Origin of the sequence: Sulfuricurvum sp., assembly GCF_028710345.1 — a bacterium.
Lineage (GTDB): Bacteria > Campylobacterota > Campylobacteria > Campylobacterales > Sulfurimonadaceae > Sulfuricurvum.
Map to the genome: position 1 here is coordinate 151,043 of NZ_JAQTUH010000005.1, position 23,648 is coordinate 174,690.

21 protein-coding genes, 1 tRNA gene and 1 other RNA gene are annotated in these 23,648 nt (G+C 39.4%); 18 read left to right on the forward strand and 5 right to left on the reverse strand.

Translation table 11 applies throughout. The annotated features are described in order from the left end of the window. Positions 1–2 precede the first annotated feature (2 nt). The 9 genes from fumC to rnpB all read left to right on the forward strand — a co-directional run bounded on the left by fumC (position 3) and on the right by rnpB (position 7,100). Positions 3–1,394 (forward strand): class II fumarate hydratase, encoded by a 1,392-nt coding sequence (gene fumC, locus PHC76_RS08320; RefSeq protein ID WP_299974254.1) that lies wholly within the window; start codon positions 3–5, stop codon positions 1,392–1,394. 21 nt (positions 1,395–1,415) lie between these two features. After that, positions 1,416–2,585: an ADP-forming succinate--CoA ligase subunit beta gene (gene sucC, locus PHC76_RS08325; RefSeq protein WP_299974251.1), complete on the forward strand. Its 1,170-nt coding sequence runs from the start codon at positions 1,416–1,418 to the stop codon at positions 2,583–2,585. Positions 2,586–2,588: 3 nt separating this feature from the next. Then, positions 2,589–3,464 carry a succinate--CoA ligase subunit alpha gene (sucD, locus tag PHC76_RS08330; RefSeq protein WP_299974248.1) on the forward strand — a complete coding sequence of 292 codons (876 nt, stop codon included), beginning with the start codon at positions 2,589–2,591 and terminating at the stop codon, positions 3,462–3,464. Continuing rightward, positions 3,461–3,748 carry a heavy metal-associated domain-containing protein gene (locus PHC76_RS08335; RefSeq protein ID WP_299974245.1) on the forward strand — a complete coding sequence of 96 codons (288 nt, stop codon included), beginning with the start codon at positions 3,461–3,463 and terminating at the stop codon, positions 3,746–3,748. The genes sucD and PHC76_RS08335 overlap by 4 nt, the downstream gene beginning before the upstream one ends. A gap of 23 nt (positions 3,749–3,771) precedes the next feature. Further along, the gene (locus PHC76_RS08340) at positions 3,772–4,101 is read left to right on the forward strand and encodes a 4Fe-4S dicluster domain-containing protein (RefSeq protein ID WP_299974242.1); all 330 of its coding nucleotides are present in this window, start codon (positions 3,772–3,774) and stop codon (positions 4,099–4,101) included. Beyond that, positions 4,101–5,252 carry a 2-oxoglutarate synthase subunit alpha gene (locus PHC76_RS08345; RefSeq protein ID WP_299974239.1) on the forward strand — a complete coding sequence of 384 codons (1,152 nt, stop codon included), beginning with the start codon at positions 4,101–4,103 and terminating at the stop codon, positions 5,250–5,252. The genes PHC76_RS08340 and PHC76_RS08345 overlap by 1 nt, the downstream gene beginning before the upstream one ends. Then, a complete protein-coding gene (locus tag PHC76_RS08350) occupies positions 5,252–6,106 on the forward strand; it encodes a 2-oxoglutarate ferredoxin oxidoreductase subunit beta (protein ID WP_299974236.1) in 855 nt (284 codons plus the stop codon). The genes PHC76_RS08345 and PHC76_RS08350 overlap by 1 nt, the downstream gene beginning before the upstream one ends. A gap of 9 nt (positions 6,107–6,115) precedes the next feature. Beyond that, on the forward strand, positions 6,116–6,679 hold the full coding sequence (locus PHC76_RS08355) for a 2-oxoacid:acceptor oxidoreductase family protein (protein WP_299974233.1): 564 nt from the start codon (positions 6,116–6,118) through the stop codon (positions 6,677–6,679). A gap of 83 nt (positions 6,680–6,762) precedes the next feature. After that, an RNA gene (gene rnpB, locus PHC76_RS08360) (RNase P RNA component class A) lies at positions 6,763–7,100 on the forward strand. Between the two features lie 107 nt (positions 7,101–7,207). Here rnpB and PHC76_RS08365 read toward each other — a convergent pair. Next, positions 7,208–8,368 (reverse strand): hypothetical protein, encoded by a 1,161-nt coding sequence (locus PHC76_RS08365; protein ID WP_299974229.1) that lies wholly within the window; start codon positions 8,366–8,368, stop codon positions 7,208–7,210. A 171-nt stretch (positions 8,369–8,539) separates the two neighbouring features. After that, positions 8,540–8,785, reverse strand: coding sequence for a type II toxin-antitoxin system Phd/YefM family antitoxin (locus tag PHC76_RS08370; RefSeq protein WP_299974226.1), 246 nt, complete (start codon positions 8,783–8,785; stop codon positions 8,540–8,542). A gap of 144 nt (positions 8,786–8,929) precedes the next feature. On the opposite strand from PHC76_RS08370, the gene PHC76_RS08375 reads away from it, so the two are divergent. Continuing rightward, complete coding sequence (locus PHC76_RS08375) at positions 8,930–10,198, forward strand: citrate synthase (RefSeq protein ID WP_299974223.1); 1,269 nt, start codon at positions 8,930–8,932, stop codon at positions 10,196–10,198. A gap of 70 nt (positions 10,199–10,268) precedes the next feature. Here the strand turns inward: PHC76_RS08375 and PHC76_RS08380 are convergent, their stop codons facing one another. Continuing rightward, the gene (locus PHC76_RS08380; RefSeq protein ID WP_299974220.1) at positions 10,269–10,661 is read right to left on the reverse strand and encodes a class II SORL domain-containing protein; all 393 of its coding nucleotides are present in this window, start codon (positions 10,659–10,661) and stop codon (positions 10,269–10,271) included. 123 nt (positions 10,662–10,784) lie between these two features. Here PHC76_RS08380 and PHC76_RS08385 point away from each other — a divergent pair, with 123 nt between their 5' ends. From PHC76_RS08385 to PHC76_RS08420, 8 genes are all read left to right on the forward strand, one after another. After that, a complete protein-coding gene (locus tag PHC76_RS08385; RefSeq protein ID WP_299974217.1) occupies positions 10,785–11,237 on the forward strand; it encodes a YaiI/YqxD family protein in 453 nt (150 codons plus the stop codon). Positions 11,238–11,249: 12 nt separating this feature from the next. Continuing rightward, complete coding sequence (locus PHC76_RS08390; protein ID WP_299974214.1) at positions 11,250–11,699, forward strand: hypothetical protein; 450 nt, start codon at positions 11,250–11,252, stop codon at positions 11,697–11,699. A gap of 66 nt (positions 11,700–11,765) precedes the next feature. Next, on the forward strand, positions 11,766–13,481 hold the full coding sequence (locus PHC76_RS08395) for a type I secretion system permease/ATPase (RefSeq protein ID WP_299974211.1): 1,716 nt from the start codon (positions 11,766–11,768) through the stop codon (positions 13,479–13,481). After that, complete coding sequence (locus tag PHC76_RS08400) at positions 13,478–14,821, forward strand: HlyD family type I secretion periplasmic adaptor subunit (RefSeq protein ID WP_299974209.1); 1,344 nt, start codon at positions 13,478–13,480, stop codon at positions 14,819–14,821. The genes PHC76_RS08395 and PHC76_RS08400 overlap by 4 nt, the downstream gene beginning before the upstream one ends. Beyond that, complete coding sequence (locus PHC76_RS08405) at positions 14,811–16,115, forward strand: TolC family protein (RefSeq protein WP_299974206.1); 1,305 nt, start codon at positions 14,811–14,813, stop codon at positions 16,113–16,115. The genes PHC76_RS08400 and PHC76_RS08405 overlap by 11 nt, the downstream gene beginning before the upstream one ends. A gap of 88 nt (positions 16,116–16,203) precedes the next feature. Continuing rightward, positions 16,204–19,758 carry a DNA polymerase III subunit alpha gene (gene dnaE / locus PHC76_RS08410; protein ID WP_300209940.1) on the forward strand — a complete coding sequence of 1,185 codons (3,555 nt, stop codon included), beginning with the start codon at positions 16,204–16,206 and terminating at the stop codon, positions 19,756–19,758. Positions 19,759–19,761: 3 nt separating this feature from the next. Further along, entirely contained in the window at positions 19,762–20,175 is a 414-nt protein-coding gene (locus PHC76_RS08415; RefSeq protein WP_299971781.1) for a hypothetical protein, read from the forward strand. Positions 20,176–20,473: 298 nt separating this feature from the next. Beyond that, positions 20,474–22,855 (forward strand): hypothetical protein, encoded by a 2,382-nt coding sequence (locus tag PHC76_RS08420; protein WP_299971783.1) that lies wholly within the window; start codon positions 20,474–20,476, stop codon positions 22,853–22,855. A 29-nt stretch (positions 22,856–22,884) separates the two neighbouring features. Here the strand turns inward: PHC76_RS08420 and PHC76_RS08425 are convergent. Both PHC76_RS08425 and PHC76_RS08430 read right to left on the reverse strand, forming a co-directional pair. Beyond that, positions 22,885–22,959 (reverse strand) — tRNA-Glu (locus PHC76_RS08425). Between the two features lie 114 nt (positions 22,960–23,073). Beyond that, entirely contained in the window at positions 23,074–23,622 is a 549-nt protein-coding gene (locus PHC76_RS08430; protein WP_299971786.1) for a response regulator, read from the reverse strand. Positions 23,623–23,648 lie beyond the last annotated feature (26 nt).

Below are 23,648 nucleotides of genomic sequence, written 5' to 3' on the forward strand. Positions count from 1 at the left end.
ATATGAGTTTTCGCGTAGAAAAAGACACAATGGGGGAGATTCGGGTTCCGAATGATACCTACTGGGGAGCGCAAACACAGCGTTCATTGGAAAATTTCCAAATCGGTGAAGAGAAAATGCCGTATGAAATCACCCGTGCATTTTCCCTTTTGAAAAAAGCGGTTGCGTTGGTTAACTGTGATTTGGGAATGCTATCTCGTGAGAAAGCAGATGCAATTGCTCAAGCGGCGGATGAGATGTTGGCAGGGAAACTCGATGCACATTATCCACTTGTGGTTTGGCAAACAGGTTCAGGTACCCAATCAAACATGAACAACAACGAAGTGTTAGCATCACGTGCTACTGAGATTTTGGGCGGTGATTTCCGTACACAAAAATTGGTTCACCCGAACGATGATGTAAACAAATCTCAAAGCTCAAACGACACTTATCCAACAGCATTGCACGTTGCATCGGTTATTGCGGTTGAAACACGTCTTCTCCCTGCTATTGCTGCGTTACGTGCAACATTGGATGCAAAAGCCGTTGAGTTTAACAGCATTGTTAAAATCGGGCGCACACATTTACAAGATGCTACTCCGCTTACCCTTGGTCAAGAGATTAGCGGTTGGGTTGAAATGCTTAACAAATGTGAAAAAATGGCGAAAGACTCTCTTGAATCGGTACGTGAATTAGCCCTCGGCGGTACAGCTGTTGGAACTGGATTGAATGCTCATCCAGAATTAGGAGCACGCGTTGCAGCAAAATTGACTGAACTTACAGGTCATCAATTCGTAACTGCACCAAATAAATTTCATGCATTGACAAGCCATGATGCACTCGTGTTTGCACATGGTGCACTAAAAGCACTTGCAGCGGATATGATGAAAATTGCAAACGATGTTCGTTGGCTTGCATCTGGTCCACGTTGCGGTATCGGCGAAATCACTATTCCTGAAAACGAACCAGGCTCATCTATTATGCCGGGTAAAGTTAATCCGACACAATCAGAAGCAGTAACGATGGTAACCTGTCAAGTTATGGGTAACGATGCGTGTATCGGTTTTGCGGCAAGCCAAGGTAATTTTGAACTTAACGTATTTAAACCGGTTATCGCGTATAACTTCTTACAATCTGTTCGTTTGTTGGCGGATTCTATGAATTCATTTAATGACAATTGTGCAGTAGGAATTGAACCTGTACGTGATCAAATTGATCATTACCTCAATAACTCATTAATGCTGGTTACGGCTCTTAACCCGTACATCGGATATGAAAATGCGGCAAAAATTGCCAAAACAGCACACAAAGAGAACTCAACATTGAAAGAGACCGCTATTAAGCTTGGTCTCCTCACTGCCGAAGAGTTCGATAAATACGTCATCCCTGAAGAGATGACAAGACCTATAGCGTAAATTTACAACAGGAGGAATGGAATGAATATACATGAATATCAAGCAAAAGAGTTATTCAAAAAATACAATGTACCAACTTTACGTGGTCATATTGTGTTTACACCCGATGAGGCGGTAAAAGCAGCACAAGAGCTCGGTGGAAATATTTGGGTTGTAAAAGCTCAAATTCATGCCGGTGGACGAGGATTGGGTGGTGGGGTTAAACTTGCCAAATCAACCAGTGAAGTACGTGAAATGGCAGCTCAAATTTTGGGTATGCAACTTGTAACACACCAAACCGGACCAGAAGGTAAATTGGTACAAAAAGTATACATTGAAGAGGGTGCTGACATCAAAAAAGAGTACTATCTTGGTCTCTTGCTTGATCGTGCGTTAGAGATGCCGATCATGATGGCTTCAACAGAGGGTGGTATGGCAATTGAAGAGGTTGCTCATAATACTCCTGAGAAAATTATCAAAGTTTCAATCGATCCATTGACAGGATTTCAATCTTTCCACGGTCGTAAATTAGCATTCGGCTTGGGTCTTCCAACTGAAGAGATTAATACATTTATTAAATTTGCTTCTGCACTCTATAAAGTGTATATGGATCATGATGCTGAGATGATCGAGATCAATCCATTGGTTAAAACAGGTGATGGAAAATTCTTGGCACTTGATGCAAAAATGGGTTTTGATAACAATGCTCTCTATCGTCAAGATCAAGTTCGTGAAATGCGCGATTTAAGTGAAGAAGAACCGACTGAGATTGAAGCAGATAAATACGGTTTAAGTTACATCAAGCTTGATGGAAATGTCGGTTGTATGGTTAACGGTGCCGGTCTTGCTATGGGAACCATGGATACCATCAACTACGAAGGTGGCCGTCCGGCTAACTTCTTGGATGTCGGTGGTTCTGCGAGTGCGGAAACAGTAGCTAAAGGGTTTGATATCATCCTTAAAGATCCAAATGTTAAAGCGATTTTCGTAAACATTTTCGGTGGAATTGTACGTTGTGACCGTGTTGCTAACGGGATTATCGAAGCGACAAAAATCACCAATGTTAACGTTCCGGTTATCGTACGACTTGACGGAACAAACGCTATCGAAGCGGCAGAAATTTTAAACAATGCAGGTATTGCTAATATTGTAGCAGCGACTGATCTTGCAGACGGTGCACGCAAAGCCGTTGCAGCAGCGAAAGGAGAATAATCTATGTCAATTTTGGTTAACAAAGACACAAAAGTTATCGTTCAAGGTTTTACAGGAAAAGAGGGTACATTCCACGCTGAGCAATGTTTAGCATACGGAACCAAAATCGTTGGTGGTGTAACACCGGGTAAAGGTGGCCAAGAACACCTTGGTCAACCCGTGTTTAATACCGTAGCTGAAGCAGTAGCTTCTACGGGTGCAACCGTATCAATGATTTTCGTTCCACCCGCTTTCGTTTCCGATGCGGTCATGGAAGCAGCCGATGCAGGGATTAGTCTCGCGGTTATCATTACCGAAGGTGCTCCTGTCAAAGATATGATGTTTGCAAAAGCGTATGCAGTTAAAAAAGATATGATGACTATCGGGCCAAACTGTCCGGGTATTATTACCGCTGATGAGTGTAAAATTGGAATTATGCCGGGCTTCATTTTCAAAAAAGGGAACATCGGTCTTATCTCTAAATCAGGGACATTGACCTATGAATCCGCGAACCAAGTCGTTAAAGAGGGATTCGGTATCACGACAGCAGTCGGTATCGGCGGTGACCCGATTATCGGTTTGAGCTACAAACAATTGTTACCGATGTTCGAAGCAGACCCTGAAACCAAAGCAATCGTTATGATCGGTGAGATCGGTGGAGATTTGGAGATTCAAGCAGCGGCATACATCAAAGAACACATCACGAAACCGGTTGTAGCATTCATTGCAGGTCAAACTGCTCCAGCTGGAAAACGTATGGGTCACGCAGGTGCTATTATCTCCGGTGGTGCAGGTACGGCGGCTGAGAAAATGGCAGCGTTGGAAGCAGCAGGGGTAAAAGTCGTTGTCTCTCCGGCGGATATCGGTAAAGCGATTTCTGAGGTTATGGCAAAGTTATGATTCAGACCTTTGAAGTAGCCAATGTACGTTGTGGTGGGTGTGCAAACACTATCACAAAAGCACTTCAAGAAGCTGGTTTTACAGGGGTCAATGTTGACCTCACGTGCGAGCCACGCAAAGTAACAGTAGAAGCTGTTGACGAGGCGCAATTAGCACATTTTAAAGAAATATTAAGAAAGCTCGGTTATCCTCTTTCTACTGAGGAAAACGGTGCGGGTTTAAAAGTCAAGAGCTTCGTCTCTTGTGCTGTAGGTAAATTTACTACGTTAAATGATGCCGAATAATTTTAATTTTGTGAGGAGTACAGATGTTTAAAACAATCAATCCTGGTAATGTTCCTGTGTGGGTCAATACTGATAACTGTAAAGCGTGTGATATTTGTGTATCCGTATGTCCATCGGGCGTTTTGGGTATGCGTTATGATAAAACATCCACATTGGGTGCGATGATTTCTATCAATCACCCTGAAAGCTGTATCGGCTGTAATGAGTGTGAGTTATCATGCCCTGATTTTGCAATCTATGTTGCAGACAAAGCGGATTTTAAATTTGCAAAGCTAACCGATGATGCAAAAGCACGTCAAGCAGCTGTTATTGCAAATAATTATATGTCTTTAGACGTTGTAGGAGCTAAATAATGGCAAGAGAAGTAATCTCTACGGGGAATGAATTAGCAGCGCATGCGGCATTTGATGCCGGATGTATGTTTTTTGGAGGATATCCGATTACTCCATCTTCGGAAGTAATGCACGAGATGTCTGATCTTCTACCGACTGTCGGTGGAAAATTTATCCAAATGGAAGACGAAATTGCAGGAATATCAGTAGCACTTGGTGCATCAATGGCGGGAACAAAATCGATGACAGCAACCTCTGGACCGGGGATCTCTTTGAAATCAGAGCAAATCGGTTTGGCGTTTATCGCTGAAGTTCCTCTCGTTATCGTTAACGTTATGCGTGGAGGCCCATCAACTGGTCTTCCGACACGTGTATCTCAAGCGGATATCGGTCAAGCACAATACCCGACTCACGGTGACTATGCTTCGATTACGTTGTGTGCAGGATCACTCGAAGAGTGTTATACCCAAACCGTTCGCGGATTCAACTTGGCTGAAAAATACATGACTCCGGTATTTGTCCTTTTGGATGAGACGGTTGGCCACATGCACGGAAAAGCGGTTCTCCCTGATCTCGAAGAGGTAAAATCCAAAATCGTTAATCGCAAACGTTTCGATGGTAAACCGGAAGATTATCGCCCATACGATGTTCCTATGAACGAAGCGGCAGTCCTCAACCCAATGTTCGAAGGATACCGCTTCCACTTTACTGGTCTACATCATGGACCAACAGGTTTCCCGACAGAAGATGCAGCACAATGTCAATTTAACATTGAGCGCCTTGTTGGTAAAATTAATACTGTAGCACTTGAAAATGACGGTTTGGATGATGAAGCCGATTACGAAGAGTTTATGCTTGATGATGCTGAAGTGTGTTTGATTGCGTATGGTAGTATCTCTCGCGGTGCGAAAGAAGCGGTAGCAAAACTACGTGCAGACGGTATCAAAGCAGGTCTTTTCCGTCCAATCACTTTGTGGCCGAGTCCGGTGAAAAAACTTCAAGAAATTGGACAAAAATTTGACAAAATTTTTGTAACTGAGCTTAATATGGGTCAATATCTTAGAGAAGTTGAGCGTGTTACGCACCGTAATGATTTTACGACGTTGCTAAAAGCAAACGGTCGCCCAATTGCACCACTTGAAATGGTTGCAAAAGTTAAGGAGATGTTCTAATGGCTTTTAATTATGATCAATATTTACGTGTAGACAAAATGCCGACACTTTGGTGTTGGGGCTGTGGTGATGGTGTAATCCTTAAATCGGTTATCCGTGCTATCGATAAAATGGGTTGGGATATGGACAAAGTGTGTGTTGTATCAGGTATCGGATGTTCTGGACGTTTTAGTTCATACATCAACTGTAACACGGTTCACACTACACATGGGCGTACTATTCCCTACGCTACGGGTATTAAATTAACTCGTCCTGATGCACATGTTATCGTTGTTGCCGGAGATGGTGATGGTTTGGCAATCGGTGGGAATCATATGATTCACGGATGCCGTCGTAATATCGATTTGAACTTTATCCTTATCAATAACTTCATTTACGGTTTGACTAACTCTCAAATCTCTCCGACAACTCCACAAGGTATGTGGTGTGTATCGGCACAAAACGGTAACATTGATCCAACATTCGATGCGTGTAAACTCGCTATCGGTGCAGGTGCTTCATTCGTAGCGCGTGAGACGATGCTTGATCCGAAAAAACTTGAAAAAGTATTGGTAAAAGGGTTCTCTCATAAAGGGTTCTCATTCTTCGACATTATGTCTAACTGCCATATCAACCTTGGTCGTAAAAACAAAATGGCAAATGCAATGGAAAACCTTGCATGGATCGACAGTATCACCGTTTCTTTGAAAAAATGGGAAACACTTCCACCGGAAGAGCAAATGAACAAATTCCCTACGGGTGTATTGCGTGAAGTGGAACAAGCAGAGTACTGTGATATGTACGAGATGGTTATTGCTTCCGCTCAAGGTAAACGCGGCAAAATTACGCAAGACGACTTTGCGAAAAAAATCTAAGGAGAAACCATGAGACATACGATACGATTTACAGGCGTCGGTGGACAAGGGGTTCTCCTCGCCGGTGAGATTATGGCTGCGGCTAAAATCAAACTTGGCGGTCACGGGCTAAAAACAGCTACTTATACCTCACAAGTTCGCGGTGGAGCAACGGTTGTTGATATCACTTTGGATGATAATGAAATTTTCTATCCGTATGCCAATGAGGGTGAAATTGATTTCATGCTCTCTGTTGCCAACGTGAGTTACCAACAATTCAAAAACGGTGTAAAACCGGGCGGAATCATCGTTGTTGAGCCAAACTTGGTTCACCCAACCGAAGAAGACCGTCAAAAATGGATTATCGTTGAGATCCCTATCATTACGATTGCGAAAGAGGAAGTTGGAAACGTTATTACTCAATCCGTCGTTGCTTTGGGTATCACTAACGAATTCACAGGCGTTCTTGATCCTGAAACACTTCGCGAAGTAATGCTTTCAAAAGTTCCGAAAAAAGTACACGAAGTAAACAACAAAGCTTGGGCATTGGGTATCCAATACGCAAAAGAAGCAAAAGCAAAACTCGGAATGTAATTCCACCCTTTCTCCCATTTCGGGAGAATCTCCTCATTACTCTTATCAAGCCCTTTCTAATCCATTTTCTTTTATAATTTCGTCAGGTACAACAGGTGATAGCTTGGAACTAGTAATCCCAAGAGGTAAAGTCCGGGCTGCTGTAGGACACGGTTCCATCTAACGGATGGCCATGGTAACATGAGGGACAGTGCAACAGAGAGTAGACCGCCAAAATGAAAGTTTTGGTGAGGGTGAAACGGCGGGGTAAGAGCCCACCAGTCTCTTGGGTAACCAAGAGAGCTATGTAAACCCAACCGTGCAGCAAGAAACAGATGGTTAGCGTCCTACATTGCTATTGTTTCGCTAGAGGTCTAGAGTAATCTAGGCAGTAGATTAATTATCACTTCATCCAGAACCCGGCTTACGTTGTACCTACATTCTTTTTCTGCTTTTAGCGCTTGCTACCCCAAAAATTATATCGTTCATCATAATTAAAACTTGAGTATTGAATAATTTTCATGAAGTACTTTTATGTATGATTACTAATTAGTGAGATAACGCATAAAATGCATAAGCAGTACTCATAAAAATAGGAATAACTATCTTAATTAGTAGAAATATTTTTTCCATCCTGCTATAAATTTGCAAACGTTCATCTGTACTATTTGGATATTTACGAAATAACCAACTTAGTCCCTGCTTGCGAATATATTTGAGAATGATATATGCTGAGAAGATCACTATAAAAGCGCCCGGCATTGCATATTCTAAAAAATATGAAAGATTAATCAAGCTATCAGGATACCAACGTATTGCAATAGCAGAAAAAGTTATTGTATAAATGATAGTATGTGAAATCAACGATGAACGTTCTTCTTTTTTTGAAGACTCTTTTCCCAGTTTTATCATTATATCTTGATATTTTTCAGGGTCTTCATCTTTGATTTTGGAAAGCTTATAATAATTACTACGATCAATCTCGGGCATAGGAAGTTGAATTATGCTGACGATCCATGAAAACAATATTGATGTGATAGAGAATATTATTACAAAAAGATTTATATAATGTGACGAAGAAGGCTTTGTGGCAACATCATATATAACGTTAATTTGAATCAAAAATGAACCAGCTAATAGTGTCAAAAATAAAAATATCAGCACTAATACAAATGAAACCATCATAAACACACTAAACCCATGCAAAGAGTTTGATGGAATAGGGTCTATGTTAATTAGTCCGTCAGAATATTCGTCGATGTATATATGTGTATAAAATTTCCGAATATTGTCATCAGGAATAAGTTTTTTAATACACTCTTTTATTAGTGCATTTATATATTTTTGATATGCAACTAAAATGGCTGAAATAGGAGATATCACTGCGGCTAAAAATAATAAAAACTCTTTGTAATTTCCTAAGTTTTTAAAACCAAAACCAAAGACTTCGAATTCAGAGTTACTAATATTTTGTGAAGCAAATAAAGATAGCATCAATACTGTATATATTAACCCAAGTTTTATGATGTTTCGTAATAGCTCTTTTGATTTTTGTGTCAATTTATCAACATATTGTTCACCAAAATATTTATTGAAGACTTTTTCATCATTAATTATCTCAGAAAATTTTTCTATATTCCTAGATAAGTTTGTTTTCCATTTGAGTTGTCGTAATGTAAATATTTCATCATCTACGTTTGCGTTACTCATGAGACATCCTTTTTGACTTTATGTTTTATTAGAAGAATACGAGCTAATCAATCTTCACTTTTATGTTTGCTTATTTTGAGTCCTACATCCTCATATTACTTGAATTTAGTGTCATCCTAAAACGTGTATCCCTGCTGTATACACTCCCAAATAATCAGTCGAATGACAATCTCATATGGCTAAAAGTTCCTCTTCGCACATACAAAAATCATTATTGAAACGGAAGCTACCTTTGTTTTTGTACAAACCAAATTTACGCTCTTCTTGATTCTCAATATAGGGGTTGCAAGGGATTATCATTGCTACTTTTTTATGGTTTTTTCCATGTGAAATGATAAAGCTTTTTCCCTCTTTTTGAACCAAATGCAAAATATTGAAAAAATTATTTTTAAATTTCTCTGCTTCTATCGTTTGCATAGTATTGACCTTTCTATTTAGAATCATCATAACACTAATTTAAAAAGACGTCAAGTTGTATATCAGAATTAGAACAAAATAATAGTGAGTTTTTTAGTTGATATTTGGATATAGTAATAGGATACTTTTTTAGGAGATTTTCCTATGGATACCGTTACTCTCACCGACAATCGTACTGGCAAAAGTTATGAGTTTTCAATCTTACCTTCAACTTTAGGTGCTGATGTTATTGATGTCCGTACACTTTACAAAGATACGGGATTTTTTACCTATGATCCCGGTTTTACATCAACTGCGAGTTGCAGTTCAGCGATTACCTATATCGATGGTGAAAAGGGTGAATTACGGTATCGAGGCTATGATATCAGTGATCTTGCTACGAAAAAGAGTTATTTGGATGTTGCGTATTTGTTATTAACAGGAAAACTTCCGAATGAAAAAGAGCGGGCAGAGTTTGATATTGAGTTGCGTAAACGATCGTTTATCCATGAGGGGTTAAAGCGTCTTTTTGATGCTTTTCCGGATAAAGCCCATCCAATGGCAATGATGTCTTCGGCGGTTTCGGCTCTCTCTACCTTTTATTTCGAGCATTTAAGTGTTGATAACGATGAAGAGGCTCAGATTATGGCGCGTCGTATTATCGCCAAGATTCCGACGTTGGCGGCTTTTACTCATCGTCGAATGTTTGGAATCCCTTATGTTTACCCCGATATTGAAAGACCGTTTACAGAAAATTTTCTCTACATGTTACGCGCTTATCCGGGTGAAAATTTGGAGATACGGGATGTGGAGATTAAAGCTCTCGATACTATTTTAACGCTCCATGCGGATCATGAGCAAAATGCCTCTACCTCGACGGTGCGTGCCGTAGCATCGACGGGAGCACACCCTTATGCGGCACTTTCAGCAGGTATAAATGCACTGTGGGGGAGGGCGCATGGGGGTGCCAATGAATCAGTAATAGCCCAACTCGAATTTATCGGGCATATCGATAATGTGGATGCTTTTATCGAGCGTGCGAAAGATCCAAATGATGAGTTTAAACTGATGGGATTCGGGCATCGAGTTTATAAGAATTTCGATCCGCGCGCTAAAATTCTTAAAGCGCTCCTTGATCAGCTCAAAGATGAATTGGGTGTCAATAACGAACTTCTCAAAATCGCCGAAAAGATTGAACAAATTGCCTTAAATGATGAGTATTTTATCAAAAGAAAACTCTACCCAAATATCGATTTTTACTCAGGATTGATTTTGACTGCTTTAAAAATTCCCAAAACGATGTTTACGATTATCTTTGTCATCGGACGTTCTGTGGGATGGATTACCCAATGGATAGAGCTAAAAAAAGACCCTGAGATGAAGATAGCACGTCCACGACAACGCTACATCGGTGAAGTAAAAAAAGGGATATAGGAGTGTTATTTTAGTGTGTAAGGGGAGCTAAACATATTTACTAACGCCCTTTAAAAGGGCATTATTGAATTTATTCTGCTACGTCAACTTCGACAGGTGTTGATTCCCAAACACCATGTTTTGTACAGTAGCTTTGGGCTACAAGTTTCATTTTTTTACCGCTAGCAACGATATTGAATGTTACGGTAGCATGACCTTTCATCCCTTGACCGCCGAGCATACCTGCGATGAAATCAGCACGAGCGATGAGCGTTTCACCGTTGTACAATGACATATTTGCGATGTAGTGATCGAAATCATCCGGATGAGAATATTCGTTACCCATTTTTACAGTTACAGCTAAAACTTCACCTGCTTTTGCAGTAGTATCACAGTGGATAAACGGTGAGTGTCGGTCGATGTAATCTTTTCGTGATTCGCGTTCTACTGTGTCGATATCGACATAACGATTGATTGTTGGCATGGTTATTCCTTCTTAATTTTGATTATGAATGGAGATATTGTACTCTCCAAAACTTTTAACAAAACCTAAATAGGATACTTTATCTCTTAATTAATTTTTTCCAAAGAATGGTATCATTACGTCATGAAAATACTGGTCGATGCTGATGCCTTTCCAAATGTTCTTAAAGAGATTCTCCTTCGTGCCGTTCTCAAACGTCAAATAACTACCATTTTTATTGCCAACAAGCGGATTAGTATCCCTGATGCGCACTATGTTTCGATGAAAATAGTTGCCCAAGGACCCGATGAGGCAGATCACCGTATCGCAGAAGTATGTGAAGCAGGTGATTTGGTAATAACGGCTGATATTCCTCTGGCTGATCGTATCGTGACCAAAGGTGGTGTAGGGTTAGATCCTCGTGGGACGATTTACGATGAGAACAACATCAAACATCTTCTTGCGATGCGTAATCTGATGGAAGAACTCCGCAACAGCGGAGAAATTACCGGAGGACCTTCGGCGATAGGGGCTAAGAGTGTGAGAGAATTCGCCGATGGGCTGAATAAAATACTCTCAAAACAAATCAAAAATTAGAAAGTTTTAACCATGAATACTATTCTCGCAAAAACATTTACACCATTTTACTCAGAATCTGAAGATCGTATTCGATTGGTTGTCAATTATGCCGATTATGAAAATCGATTCGATTTATGGCTAACACGCGCTTTTTTACTCAAACTCCTTCCAACTATCGAAGAGTGTCTTGACCAATATGGTACTGGTGCAGAGTTAGTGCAACTGCAACAAAGCAATGCAAATGTGGAAACAAAAACAGATTCCTCTACCCTCAGTATTACTGAAAAAAAAGGGCATTTAGTATATAGCGTCGATTTAACGTTTAAGCCGACCAATAATACATTTGAAATTGTTTTTAAAACAGATGAAGCTCATGTCATTTCTACATTAAATGAATTACTTCTCAAAACAGTTTTAAAATCTATTTTTAATTCAATGCCACTCATCTCTTGGGGGATCTCTTCGCAGTTAATTCGTTAACTTTTTATGGTAGAATCTATTTTTATATAAACTATTTTAATTATACAACCAAGGTATTAATAGCGTATGACTAAACTCAAAAATCCCCAATCCTCTGAACTTTTAGAGGTTATTAAAACTTCCAAACACGCTTTTTATTTTGCAGGTTTAGTGAGTCTATTCATCAACCTCCTCATGTTGGTTCCATCTCTTTATATGCTTCAACTCTATGATCGTGTTTTGGCGAGCCGTTCACAAGAGACATTATTGATGTTAACACTCATCGTTGTTGTCATGTTTGGGGTTATGGGGACATTGGAATTTGTCCGCTCACGCATTCTCATCCGTGTGGGTAATACAATCGATTCTAAAATGTCTACGCGTCTTTTTAACACGATGTTTGCATTGGCCAATAAAACCCCCGGTAAATCAACCTCTCAGCCACTCAGTGATTTGACACAAATACGTCAATTTCTAACCGGAACACCACTGTTTGCTTTTTTTGATGCCCCATGGATACCTATCTACATCGCTATTATGTTTATGTTCCATTATTGGCTCGGATGGTTTGCAATTTTTGCGGCTATTATTGCATTTGCTTTGACAATTATCAATGAAAAACGGACTAAAAAGAGTCTTGAAGAATCAAATCGCTATTTTCAACAATCGCAAAGCTTTATACAAACCAGTTTACGCAACTCAGAAATTATTGAGGCAATGGGGATGCATGCAAACGTCCGTAACCGTTGGTATAAGCGCTATATTGCATTTTTGAATGAACAATCGCGCGCAAGTGATGAAGCAGGGTTATGGTCCAATCTTTCAAAAACAACCCGTATGCTAATGCAATCATTGGTCTTGGGGCTCGGTGGCTATTTGGCGATTGTTGGTGAAATGTCTCCGGGGATGATGATTGCCGGCTCGATTTTGATGGGACGTGCTTTGGCGCCGATTGATTTGATGACAAGTACATGGAAACAATTTAGCGGAGCACGCAGTGCGTATGCACGGCTCAATAAACTCTTGGATGAATTTCCAGAAGCTGCTAAACCTACACCCTTGCCGGATCCAAAAGGATTTATCGATCTCGAATCGATTGTCGTTCTCCCCCCTGAGTCAAAAGTCCCTTCACTCAAAGGGATATCCCTCTCCATTAAAGCAGGAGAGATAGTAGGAATTATCGGACCGAGTGCTGCGGGCAAATCCTCTCTTGCACGAGCAGTTTTAGGCGTATGGCCTCTATATTCGGGCAAAGTTCGGATCGATGGAGCCGAAATCGGTCATTATGATAGAGGAATACTCGGTTCATTTATCGGCTATCTACCTCAGGATATCGAACTTTTTGATGGTACGATTACCGAAAATATTGCCCGTTATGAAGATCCAAAACCTGAAATGGTGGTTGAAGCGGCCATGGTTGCAGGGGTACATGAGATGATTTTACAACTCCCAAAAGGATACGATACCCCAATAGGACCAGGTGGTGTAGCACTCTCAGGTGGGCAACGTCAACGTATCGGATTAGCACGAGCCCTCTATGGTTATCCTAAAATCGTAGTCTTGGATGAACCGAATTCCAATCTCGATGATGCTGGAGAACGAGCCTTGGTTCAAGCGGTGAGTGAAATGAAAAAACGTAACATTACCGTTCTGCTCATCACCCATAGACCATCTATTTTAGGGATAGCCGATAAAATAGCACTGCTTCGAGAAGGACAACTTCAACTTTTTGGTACACGTGATGAAGTGATGGCAGCATTAGCACCGAAACCAGCGGTAAGTACACAAGGAAACGAAGCATGAATACACCACAAACACAACTCGTAACTCCGGAGCAACTACCGTCACCACAAACCGATGATCGTACTTACCGACGATTAGGATGGATTGTATTAGGTTTTTTTGTCGGTATTTTCGGCATTTGGGCATCATTCGCACCCCTTAGTAGTTCGATTCCTGCACCGGGTAAAGTCATTGTTGCATCCAAAAATCAAGAGATACAACATCTTGAAGGTGGAATTATTAAAAATATTTTGGTGAGTGATGGAGACAGTGTAAAGGCGAATCAACCTCTTATAGAACTCGATACTACCCAATCGCGTGCACAGCTCGATATCTCTTTATCCCAATACTATGAAGAAGTAGCTCTTGAAGCTCGTCTTATTGCTGAGAGGGATAATGGTTCTACTATCGTATTTCCAAGTGATTTGTTATCGATGGAAAACCAAGCAACCAAAACAATGATCGCTGAAGGACAAAAAAGAGAATTTACAGCACGGAAAAATCAACTCACTGAAGAGAAAAATATCTTTTTGCAACGTATTGAACAGCTGAAAAATCAAATAACCGGCTTAGAAGCAGTTATTGCCAGCAAAAGTGATCTTTCTCGTTCGTATAACGATGAGATTGCTGAATGGGAAGTCCTTTATAAACAACAACTCATTGATAAAATGAAGCTTCGCGATATTCAACGTCAAAAATTGAGTATCGATGGAGATATTTCCAATGCCAAATCTGATATTGCTCGTTTTCGTGCTCAGATTGCCGAAAACAATGCCCAAATACTCAATCAGCATCAAACATTTTATAAAGATGTCGTAGCAGAGTTACGTGATACACAAACCAAATTAGGGGATTTACGGGCACGAATATCTGCATTAAAAGATACCTTAGCACGTACCACATTGCGTGCGCCACTTGATGGGATTGTTACCAATTTAGCAGTACATACCATAGGGGGAGTTATACCGCAAGGACGCCCAGTTATGGAAATTGTCCCTAATAATGAACCGCTTATTATTGAAGGTAAAATAGTAGCGAGTGATGCAATCAATGTATATGATCATTTAAAAGCGGAGATTCGATTCCCGAGCTTTGCCCATATTAAATCACTCGATATTGTAGAAGGAGAAGTTGTTTTTGTAGCCCCTGATGCAGTTCAAGATGAAAAGAGTCAAATGCTTTTTTATCCGGTTAAAGTAAAAGTTACGGAAAATGGTAAAAAAGAGCTTCAAAAAAATCATCTTCTAATACAAGCAGGGATGCCTGCTGATGTAATGATTATTGTCAAAAGCCGTACATTTGCCGATTATTTGATCGAACCGATTACAAATATTGCACGAAGAGCATTTAATGAACAATAAATCTCTCCCATTCTTATGTAGTTTATTGTTAACACAAACAATTCTTTCTGCATCAGAACCATTAAGTTTGAGTCACGCTTATGAACTTGCACTCAAAAATGAACCAAAACTTCAATCGTACAATTATAAAGTTTTGGCAAATGCTCAATCAGTTGATCAAATAAAAGCCCGTTATTATCCGCAAGTACAAGGAACTCTTTCTTGGGGGAGATACGAATACAATGCTGAATATTTGGCAAAAGGTGCTGTAAAAGAGAATTACACCGATTATTCTCTGTCAGCTTCTCAAGCTATCTATCACCCTGAAGTTTGGCGCGGTATCGATCAAGCAAAAACAAGACAAAAATCGATGGAACAACAATACAATGCAGAGGCTCAAAAACTTGGGCTTGATTTAACAAAAGCCTATTTTTTACTGTTACGTGAGAATAAAACAGTCGAGCTCACATTGTCACAAAAAGAGTATTACGAACAAAAATACAAACAGCAAGTCGAAATGTTAAATTTTGGCTTGACCAACCGAATTGATCTATTGGATACGAAAATTGAAAAAGATAAATCAACATCAGCATGGTTGATTGAACAAAAACGTGCCCATGTAGCCAAACTTCGTTTGGAAAATTTAATCGGTGAAAAAGTTGAAGAGTTAAAACCATTTGATTTTGCAAAAATAAATACGGCAAAACTTGAATTGGATCGAACAGGATGGGAACTGAAAATTCAGCACTCTCCATCACTACAAGCAGCACACTATAATGTTCAAGTTGCAGAAGATGAAGTAGCTATTCGTGAATATGACCACTATCCAAAAGTCGATTTTAGTTTGACCCGCAAAGAGACCAATACTAACGACACGATTGCCCACACTTACGATAATCAAGCAGTATTACGATTAAATCTCCCTATTTACACAGGTGGCTATACCCAATCAAAAGTCAAAGAGGGGATGTTGCAACTCGACTCTGCAAAAAAAGAACGAGATTATTATCTAAAAGATACTCAAGCTCGTTTTGAAGAGACATGGGAAGAGCGCCAATATACACTTGAAAATTTCAAAACAATCAAAGAATCAGAAATATCAGCAGCACTTTTTTTGGAATCAAATGAAAAAGCCTATTCAGCTGGTTTAAAAAGTATCGTCGATGTTCTTGAAGCACGAGCAAAACTCTATACAATCAAACGCGACCTGATCGATGCCGGATATGAACTTATTAATAACCATTTGACATTATTAGACATTACCGGTGAACTGAATGTAGAGACTATCGGAGAGTATGAAAATCTTATAAACTAAGATTTCATCTTTCACAATTCATTCCTAAAAGCTCCTCTTTACCCTCTGTAGATTATAATCTTTTTACATTTTTTCAAGGCATTTTTTTATGAGCACAATCCCCCCATTTACCCATTTACACCTTCATACTGAATACTCTCTTCTCGATGGGGCAAATAAGATTTCAGCATTAGCCGCACGGGTCAAAGAGCTGGGGATGACTTCGGTAGCGATGAGCGATCATGGCAATATGTTCGGAGCGATAGATTTTTATCAGCAAATGCGCAAAGAGGGGATTAAGCCGATCATCGGAATGGAAGCCTATATCCATAACGGTGAGGATTTGGGTGACAAAACGATTCGTCAACGTTTTCACGTCTGTTTGTTTGCCAAAAATGAAGCAGGTTATAAAAACCTCATGTATCTCTCGTCTCAAGCCTATATTAACGGCTTTTATTATTACCCCCGTATCAACAAACAACTATTACGTGAAAACTGTGAGGGGATTATTTGTACCTCGGCGTGTTTACAAGGGGAGGTGAATTGGCATCTCAACACCATCAATGAACGTAATATAAAAAATGGGGCAGGGGGGTATGATGAAGCTGTGAGGGTAGCTTTGGAGTACAAAGAGATCTTCGGAGATGATTTTTACATGGAGATCATGCGCCACGGCATAAGTGATCAACTCTTTATCGATGAACAAGTGATTAAAATCTCCCAAGAGACAGATATTAAACTCATTGCCACCAACGACACCCACTACACCTATGCGGGTGATGCTCAGTATCACGAAGCGTTTATGTGTATCGGGATGAATAAACTCTACGATGATCCCAAACGGATGCGTCACTCTGTCCATGAGTTTTACATCAAATCACCTGAGCAGATGGCACAGCTGTTTGCCGATATCCCCGAAGCACTCTACAACACTCAAGAGATTGTGGATAAATGCCAGTTAGAGCTCAAACTCGGAAACCCGACACCACCGAATTTTAAATTTACCACCGAATATGCTCTCGAAGAGGGGCTAGAAATAGCGGAGGATTCGGAGTATTTTATCCACCGTTGCCGAATCGGTTTGGAAATGCGACTCGAACACGTCCCAGAAGAGCGTCATACTGAGTATCGTGAACGGCTTGAGTTTGAGATGCAAGTGATTAATCAGATGAAATTCCCAGGCTACATGCTCATCGTTTGGGATTTCGTAAGAGAAGCTAAAAAAATGGGAATTGCCGTAGGACCGGGACGGGGATCGGCGGCGGGAAGTCTCGTCGCTTTTTCTTTGGAGATTACCGACATTGATCCGATGAAATACGATTTGCTATTTGAGCGTTTTCTCAATCCTGAGCGGGTATCGATGCCCGATATCGATATGGACTTTATGCAAGCACGTCGTGGTGAGATTATCGATTACGTCGTTCGTAAATACGGGCGGGAGCAGGTTGCTCAAATCATTACTTTTGGTTCGCTCCTCGCAAAAGGGGTTATCCGTGACGTAGCCCGTGTTTTGGAGATGCCTCTATCACAAGCCGATATGATGGCAAAACTGATTCCCGATGAGTTAGGAATCACGCTGAATGGAAAAACCAAAGGGGGTAAAACCGAAGATGGTGCATTCCAAAAAGAACCGAAGATCAAAGAGTTGGTGGAGAGTGATGCAAATGCAGCGCGCGTGTGGGAATTTGCCAAAAAACTCGAAGGGCTCAAACGCAATGCGGGGATGCACGCGGCGGGAGTCGTTATCTCCAACGAACCGCTTTGGAAGAAAACTCCGATCTACAAACCCTCAGGCGAGGAGACTTTTGTCACCCAATACTCCCTCAACTACCTCGAAGATATCGACCTGATTAAATTCGACTTCTTGGGACTTAAAACCCTTGACGTTATCGACAACGCAATCAAACTGATTAAAAAACGGTACGACGTTGTGGTCAACTGGCACACCATCGATGAGAATGATCCAAAAGTGTACGAGATTATCCAAAGCGGTGACACGATTGGTATGTTCCAAATCGAGAGTTCGGGGATGCAGGATTTGAACAAACGGCTGAAACCTTCCTCTTTTGAAGACTTGATTGCGGTACTCGCCCTCTATCGACCGGGACCGATGGAATCGGGGATGTTGGATGACTTTATTGAACGTAAACACGGACGTAAAAAGATATTTTATCCGTTTGAAGAGGTGAGCTTTGATGCGCTCAAAGATACCTTGGAACCAACGTATGGGATGATTGTTTATCAAGAGCAGGTTATGCAGATTGTTCAAACTATCGGGGGGATGAGTCTCGGCGGTGCGGACATCGTTCGTCGTGCGATGGGTAAGAAAAAGCTCGAAGAGATGCAGAAATATAATCGTGAGTTTAGTGAAGGGGCACAAAAACAAGGGCTAGACTACCAAAAAGCCTCCGAACTCTTCGATCTGATTGAAAAATTCGCCGGATACGGGTTCAACAAATCCCACTCGGCGGCGTACGCGATGGTCACATTCCAAACCGCATGGCTCAAAACCTACTACCCGCAAGAGTTCATGGCGGCACTTTTGACGTCAGAAAAAGACAACACCGACAAAGTAGTCAAATACATCGATGAAGCCAAACGGATGAAAATCTTCCTCGGTGCTCCCGACATCAACCACTCACAGCTCGAATTTTCCGCAATCAATAAAGATGACCAAGATCAAATCCTCTTTGGTCTAGGGGCGATTAAAGGGGTCGGTGAAGCGGCGGTCGAGTCTATTCTCGAAGCCAGAGCAGAGGGTGAGTTCAAAGATATTCAAGACTTTATCAACCGAATAGAACCCCAAAAAGTGAACAAAAAAGTGATCGAGTGTATCATCAAAGCAGGGGGGCTGGATCATTTTGGCTATTCCCGTCGTGCATTGTTAGAACAAGTCGAAACCCTCGTAGAAACAGCAAAAAAAGGTTCATCTCTTAAAAAAGATGCCCAATTTAGCCTTTTTGGGGATGATGAAGAGGTGACGGCTGTTGAGTTAAATCTCAAAAATATGGAGGAGTTCGATCTTAAAACTCTCCTCGATTTTGAAAAAGACACCCTTGGTTTCTACGTCTCCGGTCATCCGCTCGATAACTTCCGCGAGCAGATCGACGCGATCAACTATACCCTATCATCCGAAGTGGAAAACATCGAGGACGGTTCCACTGCCATCTTCATCGGTAAAGTCGAAACGATTACTGAAAAAATGTCGAAAAAAGGGTCAGCTTTTGGTCTTGTGAGTCTAATGGATTTCCACGGCAATATTGAGATGATGCTCTTTAGTGATAAATTAGAGCAATTAAAAGAAATGGATCGAGATGAGCCGATAGCGTTCAAAGTAAAAGTTACTCACACCGAGATGTTCACCCGCATCAGCGTCACCAAAATCATGACCCTCGCCGAAGCGAAAAAAGAGGCAAAAAAAGTAGAAACCAAAATCGTCGAAAATCTCCCACCTCAAGAGCCGTTACAACTACGACTCCGCCTCAGCGATAAGCTTGAGATGTTAGAGAAACTCTACACCTTAGTGCGCCGTCATCCTGGACGCCGTGAGATTAAACTCACCATCGTCTCGAAACTCGCCGACGTCATCATCGATTCGGCGATACGGGTGGATAACAAGGTGATTGAAGAGTTAAGTGTTTTAGAAGATGTGGATGTGATTTGATCCATGAGAGAGCTTGAGAAACTTGAAGCCGAGATTTGCAATCTCGTAGAATTATCACTTTCCGATAAAACGTATTGCGATCAAGTTTCTTTTTTATTATCCGAAAAAACCATAGATAAAGCATGGAAACATTTTTTCATCGATATTCGAGATTATACATGCGTTATACACAGTGATGAAATCCGACATATCAAAAATGAGCACCATGATGATGTCTATCTCATCTGTAAAATTCCCTATTATCTTGAAAAGTTCGTAAAATTGGAACGGAATATTGTATCCGATAAAAAAACGGGCAAACCTGTAATATCTTTGATTTTTATCAAACGAAATGAGAATAATAGTGTCAAAATGGTAAAAACAAATCTGAGCAGAGAGAAGATTTTAAGATTAAAAACGCTTTTTGAAGTGGTGTAGCAGACCAAAAACTGCTACGATTTTACGGTTGTTAGCTAGTGCCTAGCCGAAGCTATCCTTTGCCTTACGTCCTAAACGAACTCCGATGGTCTTTAACGTTGACAGAGGCTATCTGTTGACTAAAATTATACGCCTTATTAACGATGATGTCAATAGTGGTTAATGAGAGTTGAAGAGGTGTATGTTATACGTCAAGCATTTCTAAGAAGGTAGGAAAATAGAATTTTCATGAAATTGGGTGAAAAAATACTATTTTAAGCAATACAGCATAAAATAGTCAAAATATTAGGATAGTAGAATGAGTAATGTTAAAGTCGATATAAAATTAAGACCCATAAGATTTGTTTTTCTTGTAAAGCCTAATGACAAAAAAAATATTCTTAAAATCTTTCAAATTAACACTTTTTTATGGGGTGGGAAATTCAATCCTATTATTCCATTTTTTAAACAAGTCCCAAAATGGTGGTCTAAACATGATCATCTAAAATATAATGCACAACAGATTATAAATGATTATTTGGATTTTTTTGAGCCAGATTTTATTGTCGAGGCAGAAAAAGGACTTGCAGACAATATTGATTTTGATAAAGATAGAATATTATCATTAGATAATATGTTGCATAAAGATGAATATAGAAGTCTTGATGAATATGGCTTAAATGTAAATGATTTGTATATTCATTTATATGAAAAAAAATATCAATTTGAAAGAAGACATAAAGTAGACATAGTAAATGTTATATCAAAAGAAAAATCTTTAAAGAATTTTATTTCTTGTACTTTTGGTTCTTTTCCAGAAGATGAAGACTTTTCTTATCTTGAAAAGAATTACATAGATATTTTTGAACCTGCTAGCATAGAGTTAGATGCTAAATCGCTCTTGGAACTTTACTCGTCCCAATATTTTGCACCTATAGATATTGGACATACACGAATAGATATAAATTTTTTCGAAAAAATGCCTGAACCTAGACTTTTTATTTTTGATCTCGAAGAAACTAAAGATTTGATAGATTTTTGGAATCTAAGAATTATTTATCGAGAAGTTATAGCAATACCAAAACAATGGATAAAGGAACTTTCTCCTTTTTGTAAAGAGTTTATTTTAAAACATCATCGTCCCTCTCCTTGGCAACCAGACTACATGTTGAATTCTACTACTATGTTTTCTCGTTCTATATCAGATGATGAAGCGAAAAATATCTATAGTCAATATATTCAAATTGATACATTAGGAGCAAACCATATACAACTTTGGTATCCAAATATCAAGCTAGAGCGATCTAATCAGATTCATGGATTGCGTCGGCCTATTTTAACTTATCAACAAGACAGTAAAGAAGTTAATTTATTGAATGAAGAAGATAGTCGAATATCTTTTGATATATTAGCACCTGACTTCTCAGAAAAATATGGCAATAAAGTTCGTTGGGCAAACGTTATAAATATTGAAGATTGGAGTTCTGAAAATAAAATAACAACCGTTTTCCCGACTAACTACAGAAATCCAATATTTCCAAAATTTGGAATTTTTAATAAACATTTATTGTCTACTACTGAAGGTTTGATTATCTTCCCTGAATATAAAGACAATAATGAGCATTGGAGATTAGAAAATGGCACAGTTGCTATAAACCAATGGCTAAAAGAATATGATATATCAGCTATAGTCTCGGATGCCGGAAAAGCTACTCAGCAAATAATAGAAACTATAGGTGGTGTAACTCAGGTTTGGAGCATCGTCAATAAAAATATTATCAAGACACTAGACGAAATGGCTAGAACGCCTCTTACAAGAAGTTTTCAAGTAAATAAATTTGAAAACATGATAAACAAAGATATTAAGAAACAAAAATGGATTCTTCCTCGTTCAGAATATTTAGCCAGTCAAAAAATAGTAGAACTTGGATTAGAAGTAAAATGTTCCAAATGTGATAGTTGGAGCTGGTATACACTCAAAGAACTAGATTATTCTCTTACATGTAGTCGATGTTTAAAAAAATTTGATTTTCCTATTACAAAACCATCTAAGTCTGAATATTCACGATGGTCATATCGAGTTATAGGACCATTCGCCATACCTGATTATGCTAGAGGAGGATATGCCACAGCTTTGACAATACATTTTTTTGAAAGAAGTCTTGATAACGCACGTAAACTAAAAATGACTTGGTCGGCAGGACAAGAATTAACACTGAAATCAGGTGAAAAAGCCGAAGCTGATTTTATCCTTTGGACTCAAAAACAAGAAATTCTAGAGTTAAATAAAACCACAAATATTGTATTTGGCGAAGCCAAAAGTTTTGCACAAGATGCTTTTAAAGATTCAGATATTGAAAAAATGAAATTACTTGCTGAAACATTCCCCAATTCTATACTTGTATTTGCTACGATGAAAGATCATGAAGAGTTTTCAAAAGATGAGATTAATCGTCTTAGAAAATTTGCAGAATGGGGTAGAAGATATAACACTAAGAATTATGAAAGAAGAGCACATATCATGATTTTAACAGGATTAGAACTTTTTATAGAAGATTATGCAGGATTTTCAAGTGTGTGGAAAAATAAAGGTGGTAAGCATCAGGAGTTAATTTCAGCATATACGGTTAACAATTTAAATAACTTGGAGATCTTAGCGGAGTTAACACAACAAGTTTATTTAGATATGCCATCTTACTAGTAAATAATTAAAAAATAGGGGAGTTAAAGTGGTGACCCCAAGGGGATTTGAACCCCTATGACCAGAATGAAAATCTGAGATCCTAACCATTAGATGATGGGGCCACTTTAAAAAAGAAAGAAGGAACTATTAATTCCTGAGCCGAAATTATAGTGTCTGTTTGCTGAAAAAAACCTAAATCACGATGAAATTGTCATCGTGAAAGTAGGGCTGTTTAATTAGTCGTTATAAAATGAGCGTAGTGCGCGAATAATAACGGCGTTTTTAGAGATACTTTCTGCTTTAGCATTGTCATCTACCAATTCATAAACATCAAGTGGCAAAGAGATTGAGAAAGTTTTAGTCTCAATTTTTTTACGTTTAGAGATCAATGAAGTGATGTTTTGAAGCATCTCAAGAATTTTTTTGGTATCAATCGGTTTTTGGATAAAGCTATTTACACCGACTTCGATAGATTCAGAGATTTTTTGAATATCGTTACTTGCAGAGATAACGATAATGATTTGTGACGGGTTGATTGAACGGATACGACGAGCAAGTTCAATACCATCAATCTCAGGCATAATAATGTCAACGAAAACGATATCCGGATTCATTTTTTCATACATACGAAGTGCTTCTGAACCATTGTATGCTGAAGTTACATCGGCGAAAAAGTTTTTAAATGTAGAGCTCAAAAGATCATTAGCAACCACTTCATCTTCAACTACCATTGCGGTAAGTTTTTTTGTTTGTTCTGTAAGCTGGATTAAATCAATATTCGACATAGGAAACTCCTTAGGTTATTTTGTAT